Origin of the sequence: Streptomyces sp. CA-243310 (genome assembly GCF_050936775.1) — a bacterium.
Taxonomy (GTDB): domain Bacteria; phylum Actinomycetota; class Actinomycetes; order Streptomycetales; family Streptomycetaceae; genus Streptomyces.
Genome location: NZ_JBNJMF010000001.1, coordinates 784,304 through 809,372, shown reverse-complemented (window position 1 = coordinate 809,372; position 25,069 = coordinate 784,304). Strand labels below are relative to the sequence as shown.

The window sequence follows — 25,069 nt, the reverse complement described above, 5'->3', positions numbered from 1 at the left end:
ACGACAGATGGACGGCGTACCGGCCATCCCGCACCAGCGGAACCACCCCGAGGCAGCCCGGACCACCACGGACGCGGTCGGCGCCCCGCCCGAACCCTCCTCCCGAACCGTCGCCGGGAGCACCGCCGCCCCGAGGGCCGCCACCGAGGACACCGACCGGCCCCGACCCACCCCCTGCGGGAACCGCTTCGCCGTCCTCGGCCCCATCCGCGCCTGGCGCGGCCCCGAGTTGCTGCCCTCCGGCAGCCCCCAACAGCGGGCCCTGCTCGCCGTCCTCCTGCTCCGTGACGGCCGCACCGCCACCGCGCCCGAGCTCATCGACGCCATCTGGGGCGAGGACCCCCCTCAGCAGGCCCTCGCCACCATCCGCACGTACGCCTCCCGCCTGCGCAAGGTCCTCGACCCCGGGCTGCTCGTCACCGACGCCGGCGGCTACGCCATCCGCACACCCGCCGGAGCCCTGGACCTCGGGATCGCCCGCGCCCTGGCCGGCGACGCCGAGAAGGCCCGCGCCGCCGGGGACCGCGCCCTCGCCCGTACGCTCCTGGCCCGCGCCCTGGACCTGTGGGACGGGGAACCCCTCGCCGGGGTGCCCGGACCGCACGCCGACACCGAGCGCACCCGGCTCGCCGAGTGGCGCCTCCAACTGCTGGAGACGCGACTGGACCTCGACCTGGAGGTCGGCCAGCACGCCGAGGCCGTCTCCGAGCTCACCGCCCTGACCGCCGCCCACCCCCTGCGGGAGCGGCTGCGCGAACTGCTGATGCTCGCCCTGTACCGCAGCGGCCGGCAGGCCGAGGCGCTCGCCGTGTACGCCGACACCCGCCGGCTCCTGGCTGACGAACTCGGCGTCGACCCCCGGCCCGAACTCTCGGCCCTCCAAGGCCGGATCCTGTCCGCGGACGCCGAACTCGCCCTGGCGGAGGACCCCACGCCGGCCGCCGCGCCCGTTCTCGTGAGGCCGGCCCAATTGCCCGCGACCGTGCCGGACTTCACCGGCCGCACCCCGTTCGTCACCGAACTCGGCGAGATCCTGTCCGGCGCGGAGGGCCAGGTCATGGCGGTGTCCGCGCTCGCCGGCATCGGCGGCGTCGGCAAGACCACCCTGGCCGTGCACGTCGCGCACGCCGCCCGCCCGCACTTCCCCGACGGCCAGCTGTACGTGGACCTCCAGGGCACCGAACCGCGCCCGGCCGAGCCCGTCGCCGTGCTCGGCTCCTTCCTGCGGGCCCTGGGCACCCCCGACACCGCCATCCCCGACTCCCCCGCCGAACGGGCCGCGCTGTACCGGTCCATCCTCGACGGCCGGCGCGTCCTGGTCCTGCTCGACAACGCCCGCGACGCCGCCCAGGTCCGCCCGCTGCTGCCGGGCACCGCGGGCTGCGCCGCGCTCGTCACCAGCCGGGTCCGGATGTCGGGCCTCGCCGGCGCCCACCTCGTCGACCTCGACGTGATGAGCCCGGAGGAGGCGCTCCAGCTCTTCACCCGGATCGTCGGCGCCGAACGGGTCGGCGCCGAGCGGCAGGCCGCCCTCGACGTGGTGGGGGCCTGCGGCTTCCTGCCGCTGGCCATCCGCATCGCCGCGTCCCGGCTCGCCGCCCGCCGCACCTGGACGGTGTCCGTCCTCGCGGCCAAGCTCGCCGACGAGCGTCGCCGCCTCGACGAACTCCAGGCCGGGGACCTCGCCGTGAAGGCCACCTTCGAGCTGGGGTACGGACAGTTGGAGCCGGCCCAGCAGCGGGCGTTCCGGCTCCTCGGGCTCGCCGACGGGCCCGACATCTCCCTCGCCGCGGCGGCGGCCGTGCTCGACCTGCCCGAGCACGACACCGAGGACCTCCTGGAGGCTTTAGTCGACTGCTCCCTCCTCGAATCCGCCGCCCCCGGCCGCTACCGCTTCCACGACCTGGTCCGCCTCTACGCACGCGCCTGCGCGGAGCGCGACGAACAGCCGCCGAGCGGTCGCGACGCCGCCCTCGACCGGCTCCTGGACTTCTACCTGGCCACCGCCGCCGGCGTGTACGCGCTGGAGCGGCCCGGCGACCGGCTGCCCGCCCACATGGCCGCGACCCACCACCCCGGCCTGGTCTTCACCGAGCCGCGCGCCGCGCTGGACTGGCTGTTCGCCGAGGCGGACCCGCTGCTGGCGTGCGTCCGGCAGGCCTCCGTGCGCACCACCGGGCGCGGCGGCCTGGTCGACGTGCTGCGCCGTTCCGTGGACCTGCTGTGGGCGGCCAAGGACCTCACCGAGTCGGGGGCCAACTCCAAGCAGTACGAGTCGGCCGCCGTCGCCCTGTGCGAGGCCGCGCGCGCCGCCGGGGACCCGCACGCCGAGGGGCGGGCGCGGATCACGCTCACCATCGTGCACCTGGTCGCGGGCCGGTTCGCCGAGGCCGACGGCGAGGCCAGCCGCGCCACGGCGCTGGCCCGCGAGGCCGAGGACCCGCTGCCGAACTGCTGGGCTCCCAACGACCGCGGCATCATCGCCCTGTACGAGGGCCGGCACGCGGACGGCGAACGGTTCCTGTTGGAGGCCATCGAGAACTTCCGGGCCGACGGGAACCTCGTCGGCGAGGCCAGCGCCCTGTGCAACCTCTCCCGGATCCACGTGATGCTGGGCCGGCTCACCAGCGCCATAGAGCTCGCGCAACAGGGCATCGACATCTACGACCGGATGGGCCTGACCCTGCGGCTGGCCAACGGCCGGTACGCACTGGGCATCGCACTCACCCAGGCGGGCCGGCTGGGCGAGGCCCTGGCGCAGCTGGCGGAGGCGTTGACGCTCTTCCACGACAACCGGCAGCCGCTGTGGGAGGGCGTGACGCACTTCCGGCTCGCCGAGGCCCATCTCGCCGCCCGTCGGCCCACGTTGGCGGCCTCGCACGCCGAACAGGCCATCGCCCTGCGCGGGATCGGCGGCGAGTGGCGGCGGGCCACGGTGCTGACGGTGCTGGGCAAGGCGCTGGTGCGGTTGGGGCAGACGGACCGGGCGCGGGTGTGCTGGCGGGACGCCGAAACGGTCTTCGAGCGGCTCGGCTCCTCGGAACTGGCCGAAGTGCGCTCCCTGCTGGCCTCGCAGGTAGCGGCCTGACCAGCATTTTCGCCGGATGAACGGGACGTTCATCGTTCGTTTATCGCCGCACGCCATGATGGGTACATCGACTCGACGCGTCGGGGGGACTCGCGGGTCGACTGGAGGACTACCCGTTCGGCGGTCCACGGGGGAATCGCCGAACGGGCCCGACTCATCCATCAGGAGATCCGATGACGACGAACGAGAACGCACTTCCCAAGGAAGGCGACATCAAGCCGCTCGACAACCACGCGTCGGGCATCGAGATCAAGCCGCTGGACAACCATGCCTCGGGCGGTACGCCGCTGCTCAGGCAGGAAGACAAGGCCGCGGACGAGGAGATCGTGACGCTGGACAACCACGCGTCCGGTCCGCGTCCGTAGCAGAGGCGAGCACGGCACGTACGGGGGAAACGTACGGGGACGACACGGGGGAACGTACGGGGGACCCACGGGGAACGACTCGGGGGAACGTACGGGGTGCGGAGGCCGCGGTGGCCCGGGGGGACCACCGCGGCCTCCGCACGTGCGCGTCCGGACTCCTCCGGGCCGCCCCGGGGGTGATTAGGCTGAGGGCGTGTTCACCTCACAGGGACCAAGCCTTCGCGAACTGGCCGTACAGGCCCTCTCCTCCGTCGAGCGCGGCTACGACCTGCTCGCGCCCAAGTTCGACGGGACGCCCTTTCGGACCCCCGACCGGATCCTCGACTCCGTCGAGGAGACGCTGGCCCTGCACGAGGGATCCTTCGACGCCGGGCTGGACGTCTGCTGCGGCACCGGGGCGGGGCTGCCGATGCTGCGCCGGCTGTGCCGGGGCCGGGTGACGGGGGTCGACCTGAGCACGGGCATGCTCGCGCAGGCGGGGCGGGCCCTCCCCGAGGGGGTCGATCTCCTCCGGGCGGACGCGCGGGCCCTGCCCGGCACGCTCCGGGGCACGTACGACCTGGCGGTCAGTTTCGGGGCGTTCGGGCACTTCCTGCCGGCCGAGCGGCCCGCCCTCTTCGCCGCCGTCCACGACGCGCTGCGTCCCGGCGGGGTGTTCGCCTTCCCCATCGGGGCCCCGCTGCCGCCGAGTTCCCCGCTGTGGTGGGCGACGGCCGGCTTCGACGGGGCGATGCGGGTGCGCAACGCCGTCTGGCGGCCGCCGTTCGTCATGTACTACCGCACCTTCCCCTGGGGCCCGGTCCGTGCGGACCTGCGCGCGGCGGGCTTCACCGTGGAGACGACCCCGCTGGAACACTTCGGGTACCGCCCCGACGGCGCCCCCCGCTGGCGCCTCGCGCTGGCCCGACGGCCGGCCGCCGACCCGGCGCCCGCGGGCTGACCCGCGCGGGGCGCCGGGACCCGCACCGGCGGACCGGCCCCGGCGCCGGGACGGCCTCAGACGGGACGCGCGCGGAGTTCCGTCTTGAGGACCTTGCCGCTCGCGTTGCGCGGCAGGTCCGTGACGAACTCCACCTCCCTCGGCACCTTGTAGTTGGCCATCTCCCGCCGGGACCAGGCGATCAGGTCGTCGGAGGTGAGGGTGGAGCCGGGGCGGCGGACCGCGTACGCCTTGCCCACCTCGCCGAGGCGCGGGTTCGGGACGCCGACCACCGCGACGTCGGCGATGTCCGGGTGCAGGCAGAGGAGCTGCTCGATCTCGGCGGGGTAGGCGTTGAAGCCGCCGACGATGAACATGTCCTTGATCCGGTCGGTGATGCGCAGGTTCCCCGCCCGGTCGAGCACTCCCACGTCACCGGTGCGCAGCCAGCCCTCGGGGGTGATGGCGCGGCCCGTCTCCACCGGGTCCTCGAAGTATCCCCTCATGACGTGGTGGCCGCGGACCCACACCTCGCCGGCCGTCCCGACCGGTCGGGGCAGCCCGTCGGGGCCGGTGACGCGCACCTCGGTGTCGGGGATGGCCCGGCCGGAGCAGGCGGCGATGACCTCGGCCGGGTCGCCCCGCCGGCACATGGTGACGATGCCGCCGGCCTCGGAGAGCCCGTACGCGGTGAGGACGACCCCGATGCGCAGCTCTCCCCGCAGCCGTTCGACGAGCCGCAGCGGGACCACGGCGGCGCCCGTGACGACCAGGCGCAGCGCGGACAGGTCGTGGTGGTCGCGCTGGGGGTGGTCGAGGAGGGATTGGTGGAGGGTGGGCGGGCCGGGGAGCACGGAGATCCGTTCGGCGGCGATGTTGGCCAGGACGGTGTCGACGTTGAAGACGGACTGGGGCACCATCGTGGCCCCGCGCATCAGGCAGGCGATGATCCCGGCCTTGTAGCCGAAGGTGTGGAAGAACGGGTTCACGATCAGGTAGCGGTCGCCCTCGCGCAGCCCCGCCAGCTCGCTCCACACCTCGTAGCAGCGCAGGGTCTGGGCGTGGGTGATGACGGCGCCCTTGGGGCTGCCGGTGGTGCCCGAGGTGAAGATGATGTCGGAGGGGGCGTCGGGCGCGATGGCGTCGGCGCGTTCGCGGACGACGGAGGCGGGCACGCGGTCTCCGCCCGCCAGGAAGTCCTTCCAGGTGCGGAACGACTCGGGGGCGTCGTCGGCGAGGACGACGACCTGTTCCAGGTGCGGCAGCCCGGGCAGCGGGCCCGTGCCGGTGCCTTCGGCGGTGGCGCGGCGCAGGGAGGCCACGTAGGAGGTGCCGAGGAAGGTGCCGGTGATGAAGAGGAGTCGGGCGCGGCTGCGTTGGAGGACGTACGCGGCCTCGGCCCCCTTGAAGCGGGTGTTGAGGGGGACCAGCACGGCGCCGGCCGAGACGGCTCCGAGTGCGCAGACGATCCAGTCGAGGGTGTTGGGCGCCCAGACGGCGACCCGGTCGCCCGGTTCGACGCCGGCGGCGACGCAGGCCGCGGCGGCGCGTTCGACCCGTTCTCCGAGCTGCGCGTAGCTGACGCGGACGCGGCCGTCGACGACGGCCTCGTGGTCGGCGTGGCGGGCGGCGGCGGCGCGCACCAGACCGGGGATGCTGCGCCAGCGCAGGTCGCCGCGGGGGTCGTCGTTCCCTCCGGTGCCGTACGGGCCGTCGTTCGCGTCGCCTCGTGTGGTGTCCCGCTCGGTGCCCCGCGTGGTGTCGTCGTCGCGCCGGTGCTCGCCCATCGTGCGCCCTCCCCGATGCCCAGTAGCTGACTATCCGTCAGATTAGCTGTAGCCTTCGCGGCTGTCAGTACTGGTGCGGCCCCGGAGGTGGCGATGGCGGCAACGCTCAAGGACGCTACGGCAATAGTCGGCATCGGCCAGACGCCCTTTGCCAAACGACTGCCGGGCTCCGAGAAGGAACTGGCCTGCCGGGCCATCCTCGCGGCGCTCGCGGACGCGGGCATCGACCCCGGCGAAGTGGACGCGTTCGCCTCTTACACGATGGAGGAGACCGACGAGGTGGAGGTGGCCAAGGCCATCGGCGCCGGCGACGTCACCTTCTTCTCCAAGGTCGGCTACGGCGGCGGCGGTTCCTGCGCCACGGTCGGCCACCTCGCCGCGGCCGTGGCCACCGGCCAGGCCTCCGTCGGCGTCGCCTGGCGCTCGCGCAAACGCGGATCCGGCCCGCGCCCGTGGAAGAACACCGCCGTGCAACTGCCCACGCCCGGCCAGTGGACCCGCCCCTTCGGGCTGCTGCGCCCGGTCGACGAGATAGCCATGCTGGCCCGGCGCTACATGCACGAGTACGGGGCCACCCGCGACCACCTCTTCAACGTCGCCATGGCCTGCCGCAACCGGGCCAACGAGAACCCCGCCGCCATGATGTACGAGCGCCCGCTGACCCGCGAGATGTACATGACCTCCCGCACGATCAGCGATCCGCTCTGCCTCTTCGACAACTGCCTGGAGACCGACGGGGCGCTCGCCTGCGTGATCGTCTCCGCCGAACGGGCCCGCGATTGCCGCCAGAGACCCGTCTACGTGCACTCCGTCGCCCAGGGCCTGCCCGCCCAGCACCACGGGATGGTCAACTACTGGAACGACGACCCGCTGTCCGGACCCGCGTGGACGGCCGCCCGACACCTTTGGAAGCAGGCCGACTTCGGCCCCGAGGACGTGCACGTCGCCCAGATCTACGACGCCTTCACCCCGCTGATCCCGCTCTCCCTGGAGGGCTACGGCTTCTGCGGGCGCGGCGAGGGCGCCGCGTTCACCGAGGGCGGGGCGCTGGAGATGGGCGGCCGGCTCCCGATCAACACCGGGGGCGGCGGACTGAGCGAGGCCTACGTCCACGGCTTCAACCTGATCAACGAAGGCGTCAAGCAACTGCGCGGCGTCTCCACCGCCCAGGTGCCGGACGCCGCGACCTGCCTGGTGACGGCGGGCGAGGGTGTCCCGACGTCCGCGATCCTGCTGAGGAGCTGATCCCCGTGACCGCCGCAGTGACCCCCTCCGCGACACCCCCGCCCGCGACGCCCACCTCCGCCTCGGCCACGGACGCGGCCGTTCCCGGTACCGACGCGCTCCTCCTCCCCGTCCCGGACGAGGACGGCGCCCCCTTCTGGGAGTACGCCGCCCGGGGCGAACTGCGCGTCCAGGCCTGCTCCGACTGCGGCAGGCTCCGCTTCCCGCCGCGCCCGTGCTGCCCGCACTGCCGGTCCTTCGCCTCCGAGTGGAAGCTGACGAACGGCCGGGGCCGCATCTGGTCCTGGGTCCGGCCGCACCCGCCCCTGCTGCCCGCCTACGCCGCGCAGGCCCCGTACAACGTGATCCTCGTCGAGCTCGCCGACGCCCCGCGGATCCGACTGGCCGGCAACCTCGTGACCTCGGCCGACGCCCCCTTGGACTCGGTGGACCCGGCGCGGCTGCGGATCGGGGCGCGCGTCCAGGTCGTGTTCACCGAGACCGGCGGGATCGCCGTGCCGCGCTGGGTGCTGGAGAAGTCGTGACCGTGCGGGTGGAGCGGGACAAGACGACCGGGGTCGCGGTCGTCACCCTGGACCGGGAGCACCGGCACAATGCCGTCGACCTGGCCACGGCCGCCGAACTGGCCTCCACATGGCGGGAGTTCCGCTTCGACGAGGACGTGCGGGCGGTGGTGCTCACGGGCGCGGGCGGCGCGGCCTTCTGTACCGGTGTCGACCGGTCCGTGGAGGTGCCGCAGCCCGCGTCCCCGTACGCGATGGACGATCCGCTGATCGCCATCGGCCCGAAGGCGGCCGACCTGTGGAAGCCGGTGGTCGCCGCCGTCAACGGCATGGCGTGCGGCGGGGCGTTCTACCTGCTGGGCGAGTCGGAGTTCATCGTCTCCTCCTCGACGGCGACGTACTTCGACCCGCACACCAGTTACGGGATGGTCAGCGCCTACGAGGCCGTGTACATGGCCCAGCGCATGCCCTTCGGCGAGGTCGCCCGGATGTCGCTGATGGGCACGGCCGAACGGCTCTCCGCGCGGCGGGCGTACGAGATCGGCCTCGTGTCGGAAGTGACCGCCCCCGAGGAGCTGCTGCCGGCGGCACTGCGGTCGGCCGAGATCCTGGCCGGCCATCCGACCGAGGCCGTACAGGGCACCGTGCGCGCGCTCTGGTCGGCGAAACGGGCCGCGCTGCACCAGGCCCTCGACCAGGCGCCGGCGCTGATCACCCTGGGCAACCTGCCACCGGAGCGCCAGGCGGCCCTGTTCACCGACCGGCGATCGGCACCGCAACCGCGGGTGCGCTGACCGCGGGGCGGCGGGGCGCCGGCCGGGCGTGGTGGCCGAGGCTCAGCGAGTGGTCCTGGACTTCGGTTTGGTCGTGGACTTGGGCTTGCTCGTGGACTTGGGCCTCGACACGCCACCGGAGCCGCCGGTCGGGGTCGACGACGGGCGGGCCGTCGAGGACGAAACGGTTTCGACCCGCCCGACCACGCACCGCAGGACGTCGGCGACACGGTCCGGGAACGTCATCGGCACGTCCACGGCGCGGCTTTCGCCGGCCTTCAACCGCACCTCGGCGGAGCCGGAGTCGACCCGCCCGTTCGCACCCTCGAAGACCACGGACACCGAGAAGGTGCCCTCGACGCCCGACTCGGAAGTGACCCTGAGCGTGGCCTCGGGCCGGCCCGGAGCGGCGCAGGTGACGAGTTCGGCGCGGGCGCCGGCGGCGCCGGCGGTCGGGGTGGGCGACGCCGTCGGGTTCCCGCTGCCGTTGCTGCCGTTGCCGTTGCTGCCGCTGCCGTTCCCGCTGCCGTTGCCGCCGCTGTAGGACTTCTTCTTGGAGCTGCTCTTGGAGCTGGAACAGCCTCCTCCGCCGCTCTTGCTCTTGCCGCTCGACCCGCCGTGCGAGGAGAAGCCGGTGAGCGCGAACACCACCCCGACGAGAACGGCGATGAACCTGACGCGACGTCCAGCCACCATGACCTGACCCCTCCCCCTGGGCAACGGCGCGCCACGCTACCAGCCGCGCGGGGCGGCGAACGGGGCCGGGACGCCGCGGCGGCCGGACGTATCGGCATACGTCCGGCCATGGCCGGAAGATTTCATTCCGCTCTCTTCGCCGGCGGCGAAGATCCCGGGACCGCCGGCCACGGCGGCCGGAATCCGTGGTTCCATCCCGACCACCGAACCCGGTGGCGGAACCGCACACCCCCGCGTCCCTTCGGTGCACACCGACCACCACGAGGAGTACGGCACCAGTGCGCACCATCTCCACCACCATCACCATCGACGCGACACCCGAAGCGGTCTGGGCGACGCTGTCCGACCTGCCCCGCCACTGCACGTGGAACCCGTACATCCGCGAGGCGTACGGCGAGCCGGTCCCGGGCGAGCGACTCACCCTGCGGACGTACCCGGAGGCCGGCGACCCGATCACCCTGCGGCCGAGGGTCGTGGCGGCCCGGCCCGGCGCCGAACTGCGCTGGGTCCGCAGGAGGCTCGTCCCCGGCCTCCTCGACACCGAGCACTTCTTCCACCTGGCCGAGGGTCCGGGGCACACCACCCGGCTGGAGCACGGCGAACGCGTCCGCGGGCTGCTGGCCCCCTTCCTCGGCAGGCTCCTGACGAGGAACGCCCGGGACTTCACGGCGATGAACGAGGCCCTGCGCGCCCGCGTCGAATCCGCGCCCACCACCCCCTGAGCCGCCGGCGCCCGTCGGACGCCCCGCCGGCGCCCGACTCTCCCGCCCCGCCCCCGCCCGCCCCGTCCGGCGTGCGGGGTCGGCGGACGGGGGCGTAGCGTCGGGTTCAGGACCGCTCGATCACGACCGCTCGATCAGGACCGCTATCTCGGAGGGCCGGGCATTGATCCGCAACGTACTCGGCTCCCTGCTGGGCCTGATCGGGGCGGCGGTCGCCGTCCGGAGCCCCTTCCGCGTCTGGTACGAGGGTCGGCACGGGCGCGACTACCGCCTCGCGGACCTCTTCTCGTCGGCCGGGGTGACCGACGCCAAGGGCGCGTTGCTCGCCTCGTTCGTGATGCCCTTCGTCCTCGCCGCGCTCCTCACCCTCACCGCGATCCTGCTGCGCTCACGGCTCCTGATGGCCCTCGCGGGGGTGGTCGTCATCGGCTTCGCCGTGCTGTGGATGGTCCGCCAGGGGCAGGCCGCGGGAAGCCTCTCGGTCGGCGGTGACGGCGGGGGCCTCGGTGACGGGGTCGCCAACGCCTTCGGGGGCGGCGCGCTGCTCATCCTCGCGGCGTTCGTGATGCGCGGCCGCCCCGCGCGCCGCCGGCCGCGGGACCTCCCCGCCACGGACGCCCCGAACCCGCCGTACCCGCCGAACCCCGCGTATCCGCAGGGCGACCCGTACCCCCCGCCCGCCTCCCACCCGCAGGGCGACCCGTACCCGCAGGGCGGGTCGCACCCCCCGAACGCCTCGTACCCGCCGGCCCCCGACCGGCCCCAGGGGTCGTATCCCCCGGGCCCGGACACCGCGTACCCGCCGCCCTCGGGCCCGACCGACCCGGCGACCGAGCCGTGGCACCGGCCGCCCCCGACGCGGGACCGGCCGTAGCCCGTCGGCTCGGCGCGGCGGGTCGGTTCAGTGCGGTGCGTCGGCGGCCGGGCCGCGTTGGCGCAGGTCGTCCAGTGAGTCGACGTACTTGAGCATGAGGCGGGCGAAGTCCAGGCGTTCGCCTCCGGTCCAGTCGGCGGTGATGTACTCGAAGGCCGAGCGCTGATGGCGGCGGAAACGTGCCATGAGCTCGTGCCCGGCCGGGCTGAGGTGGAGCACGCTGCGGCGGCCGTCCTGTTGGGAGGCGCCGCGGACCAGGTAGCCCGCCTTGATGTTGTCGGTGACCATCCGGCTCGCGACCGAGGGGTCCACCGAGAGGAGTTCGGCGACCCCTCCGACGGTGATCTCCTGCTCGGGGTCCCGGGTGGCCTCCATGACGTGGTTGAGCACCAGCGTGCGGCTGAGGTCCTTCGCCGAGATGGGGTTCTCGACCTCCAGCAGTGAGGTTCGGCGCAGTTTGGAGAAGGCCGGGCCCACGGCGTCCAGCAGCTCGTCGGCCGTCTTCGGCTCGTTCGGCTCGTTCGTCGTCATGTGTGGCATCGTACATTCATGCAATCGAGCATATATATGTTGACGTGAAATTACGTGCATGCAAGCATGCATATGTACGCAATCACGAATGGAGACCTCTCATGACCGTCCTCGTCACCGGAGCCCGCGGCAGGATCGGACGGGCGGTCGTCGGCCGCCTTCACGCGGCCGGGACTGCCGTCCGCGCCGCCAGTGCCAAACCCGCCGACCTGGTCGCCCCGGCCGGCGTCGACACCGTCGAGCTGGCCCTGAACCGCCCCGAGACGTTCGCCGCCGCACTCGCCGGCATCCGCCGCGTGTTCCTCTACCCCGAGCCCGACGGCATCCACCACCTGGTCGAGGCGGCCGGGTCCGCCGGGGTGGAGCACGTCGTCCTGCTGTCCTCCGCCTCGGTCCTCGCACCCGGCGCCGACACCGATCCGCTCGCCTCGCACAGCCTTCGGGTCGAACGCGCCCTGGCGGACGCCCCGTTCACCGTGACGCTGCTGCGCCCGGACGCCTTCGCCGGCAACGCGCTGGGCTGGGCGTACCCCATCGGCCGTCGGCAGCCCGTCCGGCTGGCCCACCCCGACGCCGCCCTCGCCCCCATCCACCCCGACGACATCGCCGACATCGCGGTCCGCGCCCTCACCGGCGACGACCTCGCCGGCCGCGCGATCACCCTGACCGGACCCCGGTCGCTGACGTTCCGCGAGCAGCTCGCCGTCCTCTCCGACGTCCTCGGCCGGGACATCGCCGTGGAGGAGATCACCCGCGCGGAGGCCGAGCGGGAGATGGGCCGATACATGCCGGCCCCCGTGGTCGGCTCCCTGCTCGACCTGTGGGCCGCCGCCACCGTCACCCCGGTCGCCCTCGCCGACACCACCGAGACCCTGCTCGGCACCCCCGCCCGCTCCTTCGCCCGGTGGGCCCGCGAGAACGCCGCCGCCTTCGCCGGCCACTGACCGCCCGCGCCCGACCGGCGGGAGCGACAGGGACCCGAACATGGCGGCGGCCCCGGTCCCCCGAGGGGGGCGGGGCCGTCCGGCGCGAACGCGGGTGGGTCAGATCACTTCTCGACGACGCCCGAGGCGGCGATCTCGATCTTGGAGCGGGTGGCGCCCGACTGGGAACCGAGGGACTCGATCTTCTGGACCAGGTCCGAACCCTCGACGACCTCGCCGAAGACGACGTGCTTGCCGTCGAGCCACGGGGTGACGACGGTGGTGATGAAGAACTGCGAGCCGTTGGTGTTGCGGCCGGCGTTCGCCATCGACAGCAGGAACGGGCGGTCGTGCTTCAGGTCGAAGTTCTCGTCGGCGAACTTCTCGCCGTAGATGCTCTTGCCGCCCGTGCCGTTCTGGTTGGTGAAGTCACCACCCTGCAGCATGAACTGGGGGATGACGCGGTGGAACGGCGAACCCGCGTAGCCGAAGCCGTGCTGGCCCGTGGCCAGCTCGCGGAAGTTCTGCGCCGTCTTCGGAACGACCTCGTCGAAGAGGTTGAAGACGATGCGGCCGGCGGCCTCGCCGTTGATGTTGATGTCGAAGTAAACGTTGCTCATGGGGTCCATCCTGTCACTCCCGGTGCGGTACGCGAATCGGCGGGGCCGCGGCGCCGTCACGTGCCGGTACGGGTACCCGTGCCCTTCGCCGCGTCCAGGGCGTACACGCAGCGGTCCTTGCTGCACGCGTAGACCACCCCCGCTTCCGCCACCGGGGCCCCGGTGATCTCCCCGCCCGTCGCCAGCTTCCAGCGGAGCTGACCGCCCGCCGCGTCGAGGGTGTAGAGGCAGTGGTCCGCCGAGCCGAAGTGCACCCGACCGTCCGCGACCGCCGGCAGGCCGGTGATCTCGCCGCCCGCCGCGAACCGCCACTTCGGGGTGCCGGTGACCGCGTCGAGCGTGTACAGGGCGCTGCCCGCGCCCAGGTGGACGTTGCCGTTGGCCACGACCACCGGGTCCGCCGACTGCCGGGGCTCGGTGGCGATGCGCCAGCGGTCCTTGCCGGTGACCGCGTCGAGGGCGTACACGGTGCCCAGGTAGTCGACGAGGTAGACCCCACCGCCGGTCACGGCCGCGCCCGGCGCGAAGGCCGGGGCCGCCAGGAACACCGCCGGGGCCTCGAAGTGCCAGCGGACCCGGCCCGAGGCCCGGTCCACGGACAGCACGCGGGTGCCGGCGGCGACGTACACGTTCCCGTCGGGGGCCGGCGTGACGCGTACGGGGACGTTGCCGCACGCGGCGGCGTCTCCGACGGGATACGACCAGGCCTCCAGGCCGCTGCGGGCGTCCAGGGCGCGCAGCCGGGCGTCCTGCCACACGTAGACGGTGCCCTCGTGCAGGACGGGAGCCGCCTCGGGCGTCTCGAAGTCGCTCTGCGCGCCGGCCAGCTCCCACAGCTTCTGACCGTTGGAGGCCTCCCAGCCCTGGACGCCGCCACCGCGGGTGGCGGTGATGACGGTGCTCCGGTCGGCGCGCAGCGCGTACACCCAGGCGTCGGTGGCCAGCCGCCACCGCTCGGAGCCGTCGGAGGAGTCCAGCGCGTACAGGGAGGGCCCGTCGGAGGCATGGATACGGCCGTCGGCGACGGCCATCGACCAGGCGACGTCGCGGGTCTTGAACTGCCGGCGACCACTGCCGACGTCCAGGGCGTGCACCTCGAAGGAGGTGACGTACAGCAGATCGCCCGCGACGGTCGGGGTGCCCCAGACCTCGTTGGACATGCGAAAGCGCCACGGGCGCCAGCGTCCGCTGTCCGGGGACGGGCCGGGGCTCGGGACGGCGGGCGCGCCGGTCACGGCCGGCACGGCCTCCACCGCCGAGGCCGTGCCCCCGCCGGGCGGCCGGATCCAGCCGGTCGCCGTGTCGGCCACCATCGCGGAGGACGCGGCGGCCGTGGCACGGGGCCCGGGCCCGATCGGCACCGGCGAGGCGCCGAGCCGCACGGGATCGCCGGAGGGCACCAGGCCCGGCTGCGGCGGGTGGTGCGGGCGAGGCGGGGCGGCCTGGCCGGTCCGCGGGTCCGCCCAGGGGTCCGCGCCGCGCCGACGGCGGTGCGTGGAGGGCCCGGAGGCCGGTCCCTGTCCGTCCCCGGAGGCGGGGCGGGGCGCGGGCCGACCGGACGGGACGGCCGCCGTGCGCAGGCCCGCGCGACGGGCCTCGATCATCGCGACGGCGCGCCCCGGCAGCCACGCCGAGGCGGTACCGCTGTCGTCGTCGCCGTCGAAGAGGTGCGGGGCCAGTTGCGCCTGGAGGTCGGCGGGGCTGGGGCGCCGACCGGCCTCCATCTGCATGCAGGACTCGATGAGGGGCCGCAGCTCGTCGGGGAGTCCTTCGAGGTTGGGGCCCTCGCGCAGCAGCATGAACACCGTCTCGACGGGGTTCGCGCCGTGGTAGGGCGGGTGACCGGTCGCGGCGAAGACCAGCGTGGAGCCGAGCGAGAACACGTCGCTGGCGCCCTTGACGCTGCGGGAGTCCTTGGCCTGCTCGGGCGACATGTAGGCGGGGGTGCCCACGGCGACGTTCGTCATGGTCAGGCGGGTGTTGGAGACCCCGCTGGCGATGCCGAAGTCGATGACGCGCGGGCCGTCCTCGACGACGAGCACGTTGGACGGCTTCAGGTCGCGGTGGACCAGTCCGGCGCCGTGGATGGACTGCAGGGCCTCGGCGATGCCGGCCGCGAGCCACCGCACGGCCTGGGCGGGCATGGGCCCGCACTCGTTGACGATCTCCTCCAGCGAGGGCGCCGGAACGTACGCGGTGGCCAGCCAGGGCACCGCCGCCCGCGGGTCGGCGTCGACGACGGCGGCGGTGTAGAAACCGGAGACGGCGCGCGCCGCCTCCACCTCGCGGGTGAAGCGCACCCGGAACAACTGGTCCTCGGCGAGTTCGGTCCGCACCGTCTTGATCGCGACCCGACGTCCGGACGCCGACCGCGCGAGATAGACCAGCCCCATGCCGCCGGCGCCGAGCCGTCCCAGCACCTCGAAGGGGCCGATCCGTCTCGGGTCGTGCTGCGTCAGCTGCTCCACCACTCGCCTCCACACCTCCCCGTACGGGCCCACGCCGGACCCGCTTCCACCAGCACGCACAACGGCACGGCGGTCGATTCCGCGCAGGGCCTGCCGTGCGGGTCCCACATGCGGGTCCCGCGTGCGGGGGTTCGCCCCACCGCACCCGTGCAGCGTCTCACCCCGGCAGTGCCGGACGTCGCGCAAGCCCGATTCTGTCAGGCCCGCGCCTGGTCCGGCCCCGGGTCAGGGGTGGCTTTCGGGAGCGGCTTTGGTCCGGGGCTCCGAGAGCAGGCCGAAGACGGCCCCCTGATTGTCCGCGACGACGGCGATCCGACCGTACGGCGTGTCGAACGGGTCGGCGGTGACGCGGCCACCGAGACGCTGCACGGTGGCGACGGTCTGGTCGCAGTCCGGGACGGCGAAGTAGACGAGGAAGTGCGCGGGCATGATCTCCGGGAAGGCGTCGGTGATCAGGCTGCGACCCAGCACGGCGGTGTCGGATCCGGCCCGGTTGCCGGGCGGGGACCAGACGCGGTACTCGATGCCGGTCTCGGGGTCGTCCTGGTCCTCGGCGACGTAGCCGAAGACCTTGCCGTAGAAGACGTCGACGGCGTCGCGGGCCCGGGTGTAGACCTCCGACCAGCAGTAGCTGTAGGGCTGTTGCTGCGCCTCGAAGCCGTGGTGGGTGCCGGGCTGCCACAGCCCGAAGACGGCTCCGCCGGGGTCGGCCGCCATGGCGGCGGTGCCGTACGGGCCGACGGGCTGGGGGTCCATCACCATCTGGCCGCCGGCGGCCCGGATGCGGGCGGCGCAGGCGTAGGCGTCGGAGGTGTACAGGTAGACGCCCCAGACGGTGGGCATGCGGCCGTCGGGCTTGGGGGCGAGGGCGGCCACGTTGTGGCCCCGGGCGTAGGCCTGCGTGTAGTGGCCGTACCGGGCGCCCGCACTGTCGCCGAAGGACCATCCGAAGAGCTCACCGTAGAAGCGCTTGCCCGCCTCGACGTCCGGAAGCGAGGCGTCCACCCAGCAGGGGGAGCCTTCCGCGAATGCGGCCATCAGCCCGGTTCCTTCCGTTGTGCGGGGGTGTGTACCCTCCGTACCTCCCAGCCATGATGTGTCCGAAAACTTGTCCACAGCCTGTTGACAAGACTATTCGGGGGATACGTCACGATACGCACCGGGTCCCGAACACGGACCGGGGCGGGCCCCGAACGGGGGCGTGGGCGGGGCGCGAGCGGCGACGTGGCACGGCAGTGGCGGCGGTGCCGCGCGCCGGCCGGAAACCGCCGGCGCGAACCTTCGCCCGCGGGACGCCGGACCCGCCCCGCGGGCCCGGTCGGCGAGCCGACCCGCAGCCGCTCCCGTGCAGGCCGGCGGCCCCGTAACCCCATTTGCAGGCGGCCGAATAGCGCCCCGATCACCCCTCGGTAAGCTGACGGCATGACAGGACAAGTACGCACCGTCGACGGGCGTGTCGCCGGCCGGCGCGGCCAGGCGACGCGGCAGAAGCTGCTCGACTGCCTCGGCGAGATGCTCAGCTCCTCGCCGTACCGCGACGTCAAGGTGATCGACGTCGCCCGCAAGGCCGGGACCTCCCCCGCGACCTTCTACCAGTACTTCCCGGACGTCGAGGGCGCCGTCCTGGAGATCGCCGAACAAATGGCCACGGAGGGCGCGCAGTTGACGGCGCTCGTCGAAGGTCGCAACTGGGTCGGCAAGGCCGGCTGGGCGGCGGCCGAGGAACTCGTCGAGGGGTTCCTGGAGTTCTGGCGACGCAACGACGCGATCCTCCGGGTCGTCGACCTCGGCGCGGCCGAGGGCGACAAGCGGTTCTACAAGATCCGCATGAAGATCCTGAACTCCGTCACCAACTCCCTCACGGAGTCGATGAAGGAACTCCAGGCCAAGGGCAAGGTCGACAAGGACCTCAGCCCGGCGGCGATGGCCGGTTCGCTGGTCGCGATGCTGGCCGCGGTCGCCTCGCACCAGAAGGGCTTCCAGACCTGGGGCGTCAAGCAGGCCGAGCTGAAGCCGAACCTGGCGCTGCTCGTCCACCTCGGCATCACCGGCAAGAAGCCGACCAAGTAGCGGCGGACCCCGGGCCCCCGCCAGGGGTCCTGGTCCGCCGCCCGGGCCCGCTCCCGCAGCCCCCACCACCCCGCCGGCCCCGCCGGCACCCCACCCCCGACCCCGTCGGTGCACCACCGGCTCCCGCCGGACCCCCGGCTTCGCGCCGGCGCTCCACCGGCTTCCCGCCGGGCTTCACCCGGATCTCCGCCGCGATCAGCGACGCTCCAGGCGGAACAGCCGGATCTCGCGCTCGATGCGCGCCTGGTACGCCGCGTACGGCGGCCAGAACCTCAGCGCCGCCTGCCACGCCGCCGCACGTTCCTCGCCCTGCAACAGCCGGGCCCGTACGGCGATGTCCCGACCGCGCCAGCTCACGTCCGCGTCCGGGTGTTTGAGCAGGTTCCCGGTCCAGGCAGGGTGTCCGGGGCGGCCGAAGTTGGAGCCGATCAGCAGCCAGCTCGCGCCGTCGTCCTCCGGCATGCAGGCGAGCGGCGTGGTGCGCGGCAGGCCGGACTTGGCTCCCTTGGCGGTGAGGATCACGCCGGGCAGCATCTGCGCGCTCAGGATGACCTTGCCACGGGTCAGCCTGTGCACGGCCTTGTCCACTGCCGGGATGACGTGTGGTGCGATCTTGGCGAACAGCATGGTCGAGGAGACCTTCTGCATCAGCCTGACGCCGACGGGAGCCATCAGACGGCCATCCTCTCCGTGGTCGTGGTCGTGGTTGCGGACGTGGACGTGCTCGCGGTCGGGGACGTGTTCGCAGGCACGGGCGTGTTCGCAGGCACGGACGGGCCGAACAGGCCCGCCCGCCGGGCGGCGTGCGCCCGCAGCCGGTGCACCGGGCCGAAGAGCAGCTCGTCGGCCGCGGCCCGCTTGAAGTAGAGGTGCGCGTCGTGTTCCCAGGTGAATCCGATGCCGCCGTGCAGTTGGATCGCCTCGCCCGAGGTGATCCGCAGCGCCTCCAGCGCCTGCGCGAGGGCGAGGCCGCCCTGCTCGGGGTCCCAGGCGGCGTAGTAGGCGGCGGAGCGGGCCGCCTGCACCTGTACGTAGAGGTCCGCGAGGCGGTGTTTGACCGCCTGGAAGGACCCGATGGCGCGACCGAACTGTTCGCGCTGCCGTACGTGGTCCACGGTGCGGGCCAGCGCCTGATCCGCCGCGCCCACCGCCTCGGCGGCCAGCACACCGGCCGCGGTGCGGCCGGTGGCGGCGAGGGCCGCCGGTACGTCCCCCTGCCCGTCCCCGAGCAATTCGGCGGGTACGTGTCGCAGTTGGATCCGGCCCTGGGCCCTGGTCTCGTCGAGGGTGGACTGCCGGGCGCGTACGAGTCCGGGCGCGTCCTCCCGTACGAGGAACAGCAGGGTCCGGCTGCGGGCGAAGCCGCCGGTGTGCGCGGCGACCAGGAGCAGCCCGGCGCTGTGGCCGTCCAACACCTGGGGGACCTCCCCGTAGAGCCGCCAGCCGTCCTCCCCCGCCGTGGCCTGCACCCCGCCGGCGCGTCCGCCGCCGGCCCACTCCCCGGGCACGTTGTCGCCGGTCAGCGCGAGGGCCGTGGCCAGCGCGGGTCCGGGTACGGCGAGCGCGGCGGTCAGCCCGCCGGCGGCGAGCGGGGGCAGCAGTGCGGCGCGCTGGGCCTCCGTGCCGAGGGCGGTGATCAGCGGCGCGGCGAGTACGGCGGTGGCGAGCAGCGGCGAGGGCAGCAGGACCCGGCCGGTCTCCTCGCAGGCGAGGGCGAGGTCGGCCGGGGCGCACCCGACGCCGCCGTACTCCTCGGTGATGGCGATGCCCGGCAGGCCGAGTTGCCGGGCGAGCTGTCGCCACAGTTCACGGTCGTGTCCGGCGGTGGTGCGGACGGCGGCCCTGACCTCGTCCGGGCCGCAGCGTTTGCCCAGGATTTCGCGCAGGGTGCGGCGCATCTCGTGCTGCTCCGCGGTGAAGGCGGCATCCATCGTCGGGCTCCTCCCCGTATCTGACGGGCCGTCATGTTAGGGCGGCGGGAGCCAGATGCACAGGGGGCGGGCGAGGGGGGTTCGACGACCCGCGACGGAGCGGTCAGCGGCGGCCCCGCCGGCCAACGAGTTCGGCGACCGCGAGGAGTGCGCAGCCCAGGCAGGCCATGACGGCGCCGCCGAGGATCTCGTGGCCGTCGGGTACGAGGAACCTCAGGAACCCCAGGAAGCGGACGAAGCCGAACCACTCGTGCAGCAGGGAGCTGACGCCGCCGACGAGCAGGACGCCGCCGAGCAGGGCCACCACCCCCTTGAGCGGGCGGTCGGCGGAAGGCGAGGAGGTCATGGGGTGACCGTACGAGCCGGGCCACGGCGCGCGCGTCGGACTTCCGGTGCGAACGGTCGCGACGAAAGAGAACAACCGAGCCAACCCCATTGCGCGCACTAGCGTCTGACGCATCGTCAGATATACCGTCGCCCCATGCCTGGACTGTCTGGACCGCCCCGAACCCCCACCGCCCCCACGCCGCGCCACCGGGTCGCGGTCGCCGGCGTCGCCCTCTCGGACTGCGGTCGGGTGGACGGCCCCACCCCCTACGCCCTGCACGCGCAGGCCGCCCGCCGGGCCCTCGCCGACTCCGGACTCGACCGGTCCCTCATCGACGGCTTCGCCTCCGCCGGCCTCGGCACCCTGGCCCCGATCGAGGTGGCCGAGTACCTGGGACTACGCCCCACCTGGGTCGACTCCACCTCGGTCGGCGGCTCGACCTGGGAGGTGATGGCCGCCCACGCGGCCGACGCCATCGCCGCCGGCCACGCCCGGGCCGTCCTGCTGGTCTACGGATCCACCGCCCGCGCCGACATCAAGGCCCGCAGGCGCACCGCGAACCTCTCCTTCGGCGCACGCGGCCCCCTCCAGTTCGAGGTCCCGTACGGACACACGCTGGTCGCCAAGTACGCGATGGCCGCCCGCCGCCACATGCACGAGTACGGCACGACCCTGGAACAGCTCGCGTCGGTGGCCGTACAGGCCCGGGCGAACGCCGCCACCAACCCGGACGCGATGTTCCGCACCCCGCTCACCGTGGACGAGGTCCTCTCCTCCGACATGATCGCGGACCCGTTCACCAAACTGCACTGCTGCATCCGCTCCGACGGCGGCTGCGCGGTCCTGCTGGTCGCGGAGGACCTCGTACCGGACACCGCGAAGGCCCCGGTCTGGATCCTGGGCACCGGCACCTCCGTCTCCCACACCACCATGTCGGAATGGGAGGACTTCACCGTCTCCCCCGCCGCCGTCTCCGGCCGCCAGGCCTTCGAGCGCGCCGGACTGACCCCGGCGGACGTCGACCTCGCCGAGATCTACGACGCCTTCACGTACATGACCCTCGTGACCCTGGAGGACCTCGGCTTCTGCGCGAAGGGCGAGGGCGGCGCGTTCGTCGAGAAGGGACGACTGCTGCGCGACGGGGAACTCCCCGTCAACACCGACGGCGGCGGACTGTCGGCCTGCCACCCCGGCATGCGCGGCCTCTTCCTGCTGGTCGAGGCCGTACGTCAACTCCGCGGCGAGGCCGGCGCCGGCCAGGTCACCAAGGCGGGCGGCCGACTCCCCGAGGTGGCCCTCGCCTCGGGCACGGGCGGCTGGTTCTGTTCCTCGGGGACGGTCGTCCTCGGCCGGGGCTGAGACCTCAGTACTGCCAGCGCGGCTGTTTGCCGTCCTGCCGGCAGTGGATGAGCCGGCCGTTGCCCGCGTGGGTGGACCGCCCCACGTCGACCTTGCGGCAGAACTGACCGGCGTTGTAGCAGTTCCCCGCGTTGGAGACGATCTCGCAGTCCGCCGGCGCGGGCTCCGGCGGCGCCTTCGTCGGGGCTTTGGTCGGGGCTTTCGTCGGAGCCTTGCTCGGAACCCTCGTCGGCGCCTTGGCCGGGGCCTTCGTCGCCACCTCGGCCGCGGACCCGGTCGGCGCCTTCGCGTCGGGCGTCCCGGCGGCGGCCGGGGTCGCCTTCGGCGGGACCACCCGGGTGGGCGTCGGGGTCACCACCACCGACAGCGACGAGGCCGCGGTCGGCGAGGCCTTCGGCGGCGCGGAGGTCGGCGCCGCCGGCGCCGCGGACGGCATCACCGACCGCGAACCGGCCGGCCCACCCGCCTCGGCCGGCCCACACGCCACGGCCACCCCGGCCACCAGCACCGCCACCAGCGCCCGTCTGACGCCCCTGCCCTTGATTCCGCGCATGTCCAAAACCCCCACCGGTTGCCGTCCGAAACAGACGCATCATATGAACGGCAGTTCGCCCGCGTGAGGACAATCCCCCCATTGGTGCGATGGTGTTCGATGGCGCCATGACCAGTGAGACGAGCGACGCCGACTTCCACGCCACCCTCCACTCCCTGCGCGTGTGGGACACCCGGCTGCCCACCTTCGACCCGGACACGGCGCCGACCGACCCGCTCCCCCTCTTCCGGGAGTGGCTCGTCGACGCCGCCAAGGCCGGACAGCTCGAACCGCACACGATGACCCTGGCCACGGTGGACGCCGAGGGCCGCCCCGACGTGCGCACGTTGATGCTGCACGACGCCGACGGGCGCGGCTGGCACTTCGCCTCGCACGCCACCAGCGAGAAGGGGCGACAACTCGCGGCCCGACCCGAAGCCGCCCTCGGCTTCTACTGGCCCGCGGTCGGCCGGCAGATCCGCCTCCGCGGCCGGGTCACGGCGTGCGGACCCGAGGAAAGCCGGGCGGACCTCGCGGTCAGGTCGCGCGGCGCACTCGCCGCCGCGCTGACCGGACACCAGAGCGAGGTCCTGCCGTCCCTCGCGGACCTGGCCGAGGCCTCGGCGGCGGCGTGGGAGCGCGCGGGAGCCGAGCCGGACGCGGTGGCGCCGACGTGGACGCGGTACGTGCTCGACGCGACGGAAGCCGAGTTCTTCCAGGGCGACGCGGCCCGCCGCCACACCCGCCTCCGCTACCACCGCACTCCCACCGGCCCCTGGACCCGAACCCTCCTCTGGCCCTGACGGGCCCGTCCGGGCCCACGGGACTCCGCCCCGAACACCGGCGGGGCCGGTGCGTCAGCCGACCACCGTCGCGCGAAGCGCCCCGGCTCCGCCGGGCCCTCGGGCCACGCCCCGCACCCCGCGCCTCGAACGCCGGCGAGGCCGGGACGGCCCGACCGTCCAGCGGGGGCCGGATTGGCCGGGGCACACCGCGACCGCCCCCCGCCCGGCCAGGGCAACGGCCAGGGCTACGCCTCGGCAACCACCCCGAACACCGGCACCCACACCCCCTCCGCCGCCTCCCGGAACGCCACCTCCAACGGCATCCCGACCCGCAACCCGACCCCGCCGAGCACGGCCTCGGAGGACCCGCCCCCGGGCGGCACCAGCTCCGTCATCAGCCGCGGCCCCTCCTCCAGGTCCACCACCGCCGCCACGTACGGCACCCGCTCCCCGAACGGCGGCAGGTCGTTGCGGTGGATGACCGACCAGGTGTAGAGCACGGCCCGTCCCCCGGCCCGTTCCCACGTCACGCGCTCCTCGCCCGCCCAGCAGTACGGGCAGAACTCGCGCGGGTAGTGGTGGGCGCGCCCGCAGTCCGCGCAGCGGCGGAGGAGGAGTCGGCCTTCCGCCGCCGCGTCCCAGTACGGGCGGGTGAAGTCGTCGACCTCGGGCAGGTCGTACCGGACGGTGTTCACGGGAAGAGTCCCATCGCCGCGTCGAGCGACCAGACCTGCCAGCCCATCGCGAACAGTGCGACGACCGAGATCAACGCCATCATGGCGTTCTGTCCCTGTTCGGCCCAGTCGTGGATCATCAGCACGAGGTAGAGCAGGTTCAGCAGCAGCCCGCCGACCAGCGCCACGGGCGTCAGGAGGCCGAGCACCAGGCCGAGTCCGAGAGCGAGTTCGGCGTACACGACGACGTACGCCATGAGTTTCGGCCTCGGCCGGACGACGGTGTCGAAGCCGCCCTTCACGAAGCCCCACCGGTGCTTGCCGGCGACGTCGGCGGCCCAGGCGATGCCGGTGCCGCGTTCGAACCAGCCCTTCTTGTCCTTGTGCCGCCAGCTCTCCAGCCACCACAGGCCGAGGCCTATCCGGAGCACGGCTGTCCATTCGGCCCCGCTGAGCCAGATGGTCTGCATCGGCGTCCTCCACCCCTCTCGCGATCTGACGGTACGTCAGTTGAGCGGATCCGCACCGATCCCGCAAGGCCCCGCGCACCGAACCCGCCCGACCCTCGCGCCCGCCCCTCCACACCCACGCCCCCACCGCCCCCGTGATCGATCCGCAATCGATTCCCTCCTCGTCCGAGACCCACCAACTCTGTGTGTCGATACGATCACTCCTCATGCCCGAAGCTCCCGACATGACCACCCAGCCCCGCCCGACGTACGTGATCGGCGCCGGTCCCGGCGGCCTCGCCGTCGCCGCCGCCCTGCGCACGCGCGGGATCCGCGCCGTGGTGGTCGAGAAGTCCGACGCCGTCGGCTCCTCCTGGCGCCGCCACTACGACCGGCTCCACCTGCACACGACGCGACGGCTCTCCGCGCTGCCCGGCCTCGCCGTACCGCGTCGTTTCGGTCGCTGGGTCGCGCGCGACAACGTGGTGCGCTACCTGGAGAAGTACGCCGAGTTCCACGAGCTGGAGCTGGTCACCGGGGTCGAGGTGACACGGATCGAGCGGGCCGCGGACGATTCCGGCTGGACCCTGCACGCCAGCGGCGGCCGGGAGTTGGCGGCCGGTGCCGTGATCGTGGCGACCGGGTTCAACCACACCCCCCGGCTGCCCGAGTGGCCGGGCCGGGAGGCGTACGGCAGGGAGCTGCTGCACGCCGCCGACTACCGGGCCGCCGCCCCGTACGCGGACCGGGACGTACTGGTCGTCGGCGTCGGCAACACCGGCGCCGAGATAGCCGTGGACCTCGCCGAGGGCGGCGCCGCCCGGGTGCGGCTGGCCGTGCGCACCGCCCCGCACATCGTGCGCCGTTCCACCTGCGGCTGGCCGGCCCAACGCACGGGGATCCTGGTGCGCCGGCTGCCCGCGTGGCTGGTGGACCGGCTGTCCGCGCTGGTGGCGAGGGCTTCCGTCCCGGACCTGTCGGCGTACGGGCTGCCCCGCCCCGCCACCGGCCTGTACAGCAGGGTCAGGCAGGGGGCGATCCCGATCCAGGACGTCGGGCTGATCGACGCCGTCCGGTCCGGCCGGGTCGAGCCGGTCGCAGCCGTGGACGCCCTCGACGGCGACGAGGTGGTACTGGCGGACGGTACGCGGATCAGCCCGGACGCCGTGATCGCGGCGACCGGTTACCGGCGGGCCCTGGAAGGGCTGGTCGGTCACCTCGACGTGCTGGACGGCCGGGGACGGCCGCGCGTGCACGGCGGCCGTACCCCCGCGCACGCGCCCGATCTGTACTTCACCGGTTTCACCAACCCCATCAGCGGCATGTTCCGCGAGCTGGCACTGGACGCCCGGAAGATCGCCAGGGCGGTGGCCCGGAAGGACCGCGCCCACCCCTGAGACCGACCCCGCACCGCCCCCGCACCACCC

General features: G+C 73.6%; 25 protein-coding genes. 13 read left to right on the top strand and 12 right to left on the bottom strand.

The annotated features are described in order from the left end of the window. The first annotated feature begins 7 nt into the window (after positions 1-7). The 3 genes from ACQEVM_RS03820 (at position 8) to ACQEVM_RS03810 (ending at position 4,393) form a co-directional block, all read left to right on the top strand. Positions 8-3,088, top strand: a complete 3,081-nt coding sequence (locus tag ACQEVM_RS03820; protein WP_433074867.1) for a BTAD domain-containing putative transcriptional regulator — start codon at positions 8-10, stop codon at positions 3,086-3,088. A gap of 173 nt (positions 3,089-3,261) precedes the next feature. After that, on the top strand, positions 3,262-3,453 hold the full coding sequence (locus tag ACQEVM_RS03815; protein WP_433074864.1) for a hypothetical protein: 192 nt from the start codon (positions 3,262-3,264) through the stop codon (positions 3,451-3,453). 193 nt (positions 3,454-3,646) lie between these two features. Next, a complete protein-coding gene (locus ACQEVM_RS03810) occupies positions 3,647-4,393 on the top strand; it encodes a class I SAM-dependent methyltransferase (RefSeq protein ID WP_433074861.1) in 747 nt (248 codons plus the stop codon). A gap of 56 nt (positions 4,394-4,449) precedes the next feature. Here ACQEVM_RS03810 and ACQEVM_RS03805 read toward each other — a convergent pair whose 3' ends face one another. Then, positions 4,450-6,159 carry a FadD3 family acyl-CoA ligase gene (locus tag ACQEVM_RS03805; RefSeq protein ID WP_433074858.1) on the bottom strand — a complete coding sequence of 570 codons (1,710 nt, stop codon included), beginning with the start codon at positions 6,157-6,159 and terminating at the stop codon, positions 4,450-4,452. A 93-nt stretch (positions 6,160-6,252) separates the two neighbouring features. Between ACQEVM_RS03805 and ACQEVM_RS03800 the strand changes: the two genes are divergently transcribed. The 3 genes from ACQEVM_RS03800 to ACQEVM_RS03790 are packed head-to-tail and all read left to right on the top strand — an operon-like array spanning position 6,253 to position 8,701. Then, positions 6,253-7,404: a lipid-transfer protein gene (locus ACQEVM_RS03800; protein WP_433074855.1), complete on the top strand. Its 1,152-nt coding sequence runs from the start codon at positions 6,253-6,255 to the stop codon at positions 7,402-7,404. 5 nt (positions 7,405-7,409) lie between these two features. After that, positions 7,410-7,928 (top strand): Zn-ribbon domain-containing OB-fold protein, encoded by a 519-nt coding sequence (locus tag ACQEVM_RS03795; RefSeq protein ID WP_433074852.1) that lies wholly within the window; start codon positions 7,410-7,412, stop codon positions 7,926-7,928. Continuing rightward, complete coding sequence (locus tag ACQEVM_RS03790) at positions 7,925-8,701, top strand: enoyl-CoA hydratase/isomerase family protein (RefSeq protein WP_433074849.1); 777 nt, start codon at positions 7,925-7,927, stop codon at positions 8,699-8,701. The genes ACQEVM_RS03795 and ACQEVM_RS03790 overlap by 4 nt, the downstream gene beginning before the upstream one ends. Positions 8,702-8,743: 42 nt before the next feature. On the opposite strand, the gene ACQEVM_RS03785 is transcribed toward ACQEVM_RS03790, so the two are convergent. Next, positions 8,744-9,376 carry a hypothetical protein gene (locus ACQEVM_RS03785; RefSeq protein WP_433074846.1) on the bottom strand — a complete coding sequence of 211 codons (633 nt, stop codon included), beginning with the start codon at positions 9,374-9,376 and terminating at the stop codon, positions 8,744-8,746. A 278-nt stretch (positions 9,377-9,654) separates the two neighbouring features. Here ACQEVM_RS03785 and ACQEVM_RS03780 point away from each other — a divergent pair, with 278 nt between their 5' ends. Together ACQEVM_RS03780 and ACQEVM_RS03775 are read left to right on the top strand one after the other, a co-directional pair. Then, positions 9,655-10,098: an SRPBCC family protein gene (locus ACQEVM_RS03780; protein WP_433074843.1), complete on the top strand. Its 444-nt coding sequence runs from the start codon at positions 9,655-9,657 to the stop codon at positions 10,096-10,098. Positions 10,099-10,261: 163 nt separating this feature from the next. Then, positions 10,262-10,972 (top strand): hypothetical protein, encoded by a 711-nt coding sequence (locus ACQEVM_RS03775; protein ID WP_433074840.1) that lies wholly within the window; start codon positions 10,262-10,264, stop codon positions 10,970-10,972. A gap of 27 nt (positions 10,973-10,999) precedes the next feature. On the opposite strand, the gene ACQEVM_RS03770 is transcribed toward ACQEVM_RS03775, so the two are convergent. Beyond that, positions 11,000-11,503, bottom strand: a complete 504-nt coding sequence (locus tag ACQEVM_RS03770) for a MarR family winged helix-turn-helix transcriptional regulator (protein ID WP_433074837.1) — start codon at positions 11,501-11,503, stop codon at positions 11,000-11,002. A 101-nt stretch (positions 11,504-11,604) separates the two neighbouring features. Between ACQEVM_RS03770 and ACQEVM_RS03765 the strand changes: the two genes are divergently transcribed. Next, complete coding sequence (locus ACQEVM_RS03765) at positions 11,605-12,447, top strand: NAD(P)H-binding protein (protein ID WP_433074834.1); 843 nt, start codon at positions 11,605-11,607, stop codon at positions 12,445-12,447. A gap of 104 nt (positions 12,448-12,551) precedes the next feature. Here ACQEVM_RS03765 and ACQEVM_RS03760 read toward each other — a convergent pair whose 3' ends face one another. The 3 genes from ACQEVM_RS03760 to ACQEVM_RS03750 form a co-directional block, all read right to left on the bottom strand. Beyond that, positions 12,552-13,046, bottom strand: a complete 495-nt coding sequence (locus tag ACQEVM_RS03760) for a peptidylprolyl isomerase (RefSeq protein WP_433074831.1) — start codon at positions 13,044-13,046, stop codon at positions 12,552-12,554. A 56-nt stretch (positions 13,047-13,102) separates the two neighbouring features. Next, positions 13,103-15,517 (bottom strand): PQQ-binding-like beta-propeller repeat protein, encoded by a 2,415-nt coding sequence (locus ACQEVM_RS03755; protein WP_433074828.1) that lies wholly within the window; start codon positions 15,515-15,517, stop codon positions 13,103-13,105. Positions 15,518-15,739: 222 nt separating this feature from the next. Further along, positions 15,740-16,552, bottom strand: a complete 813-nt coding sequence (locus ACQEVM_RS03750; protein WP_433074825.1) for a VOC family protein — start codon at positions 16,550-16,552, stop codon at positions 15,740-15,742. A 384-nt stretch (positions 16,553-16,936) separates the two neighbouring features. Here ACQEVM_RS03750 and ACQEVM_RS03745 point away from each other — a divergent pair, with 384 nt between their 5' ends. Then, on the top strand, positions 16,937-17,584 hold the full coding sequence (locus ACQEVM_RS03745; protein WP_361777155.1) for a TetR family transcriptional regulator: 648 nt from the start codon (positions 16,937-16,939) through the stop codon (positions 17,582-17,584). A 195-nt stretch (positions 17,585-17,779) separates the two neighbouring features. On the opposite strand, the gene ACQEVM_RS03740 is transcribed toward ACQEVM_RS03745, so the two are convergent. The 3 genes from ACQEVM_RS03740 to ACQEVM_RS03730 all read right to left on the bottom strand — a co-directional run bounded on the left by ACQEVM_RS03740 (position 17,780) and on the right by ACQEVM_RS03730 (position 19,861). After that, complete coding sequence (locus ACQEVM_RS03740) at positions 17,780-18,256, bottom strand: nitroreductase family deazaflavin-dependent oxidoreductase (protein WP_433074821.1); 477 nt, start codon at positions 18,254-18,256, stop codon at positions 17,780-17,782. Further along, on the bottom strand, positions 18,256-19,515 hold the full coding sequence (locus ACQEVM_RS03735; RefSeq protein ID WP_433074818.1) for an acyl-CoA dehydrogenase family protein: 1,260 nt from the start codon (positions 19,513-19,515) through the stop codon (positions 18,256-18,258). The genes ACQEVM_RS03740 and ACQEVM_RS03735 overlap by 1 nt, the downstream gene beginning before the upstream one ends. A gap of 103 nt (positions 19,516-19,618) precedes the next feature. Next, the gene (locus tag ACQEVM_RS03730) at positions 19,619-19,861 is read right to left on the bottom strand and encodes a hypothetical protein (protein WP_433074815.1); all 243 of its coding nucleotides are present in this window, start codon (positions 19,859-19,861) and stop codon (positions 19,619-19,621) included. A 135-nt stretch (positions 19,862-19,996) separates the two neighbouring features. Between ACQEVM_RS03730 and ACQEVM_RS03725 the strand changes: the two genes are divergently transcribed. Next, a complete protein-coding gene (locus ACQEVM_RS03725; RefSeq protein ID WP_433074812.1) occupies positions 19,997-21,202 on the top strand; it encodes a thiolase C-terminal domain-containing protein in 1,206 nt (401 codons plus the stop codon). Between the two features lie 4 nt (positions 21,203-21,206). Here ACQEVM_RS03725 and ACQEVM_RS03720 read toward each other — a convergent pair whose 3' ends face one another. After that, on the bottom strand, positions 21,207-21,755 hold the full coding sequence (locus tag ACQEVM_RS03720; RefSeq protein WP_433074809.1) for a hypothetical protein: 549 nt from the start codon (positions 21,753-21,755) through the stop codon (positions 21,207-21,209). Between the two features lie 107 nt (positions 21,756-21,862). On the opposite strand from ACQEVM_RS03720, the gene ACQEVM_RS03715 reads away from it, so the two are divergent. Next, positions 21,863-22,537, top strand: a complete 675-nt coding sequence (locus ACQEVM_RS03715; protein ID WP_433074806.1) for a pyridoxine/pyridoxamine 5'-phosphate oxidase — start codon at positions 21,863-21,865, stop codon at positions 22,535-22,537. Between the two features lie 227 nt (positions 22,538-22,764). On the opposite strand, the gene ACQEVM_RS03710 is transcribed toward ACQEVM_RS03715, so the two are convergent. Next, positions 22,765-23,214, bottom strand: coding sequence for a Zn-ribbon domain-containing OB-fold protein (locus ACQEVM_RS03710; protein ID WP_433074803.1), 450 nt, complete (start codon positions 23,212-23,214; stop codon positions 22,765-22,767). Beyond that, complete coding sequence (locus ACQEVM_RS03705; protein WP_433074800.1) at positions 23,211-23,663, bottom strand: DoxX family membrane protein; 453 nt, start codon at positions 23,661-23,663, stop codon at positions 23,211-23,213. The genes ACQEVM_RS03710 and ACQEVM_RS03705 overlap by 4 nt, the downstream gene beginning before the upstream one ends. Positions 23,664-23,869: 206 nt before the next feature. Between ACQEVM_RS03705 and ACQEVM_RS03700 the strand changes: the two genes are divergently transcribed. Next, the gene (locus ACQEVM_RS03700; protein WP_433074797.1) at positions 23,870-25,039 is read left to right on the top strand and encodes a flavin-containing monooxygenase; all 1,170 of its coding nucleotides are present in this window, start codon (positions 23,870-23,872) and stop codon (positions 25,037-25,039) included. The last annotated feature ends 30 nt before the right edge of the window (positions 25,040-25,069 follow it).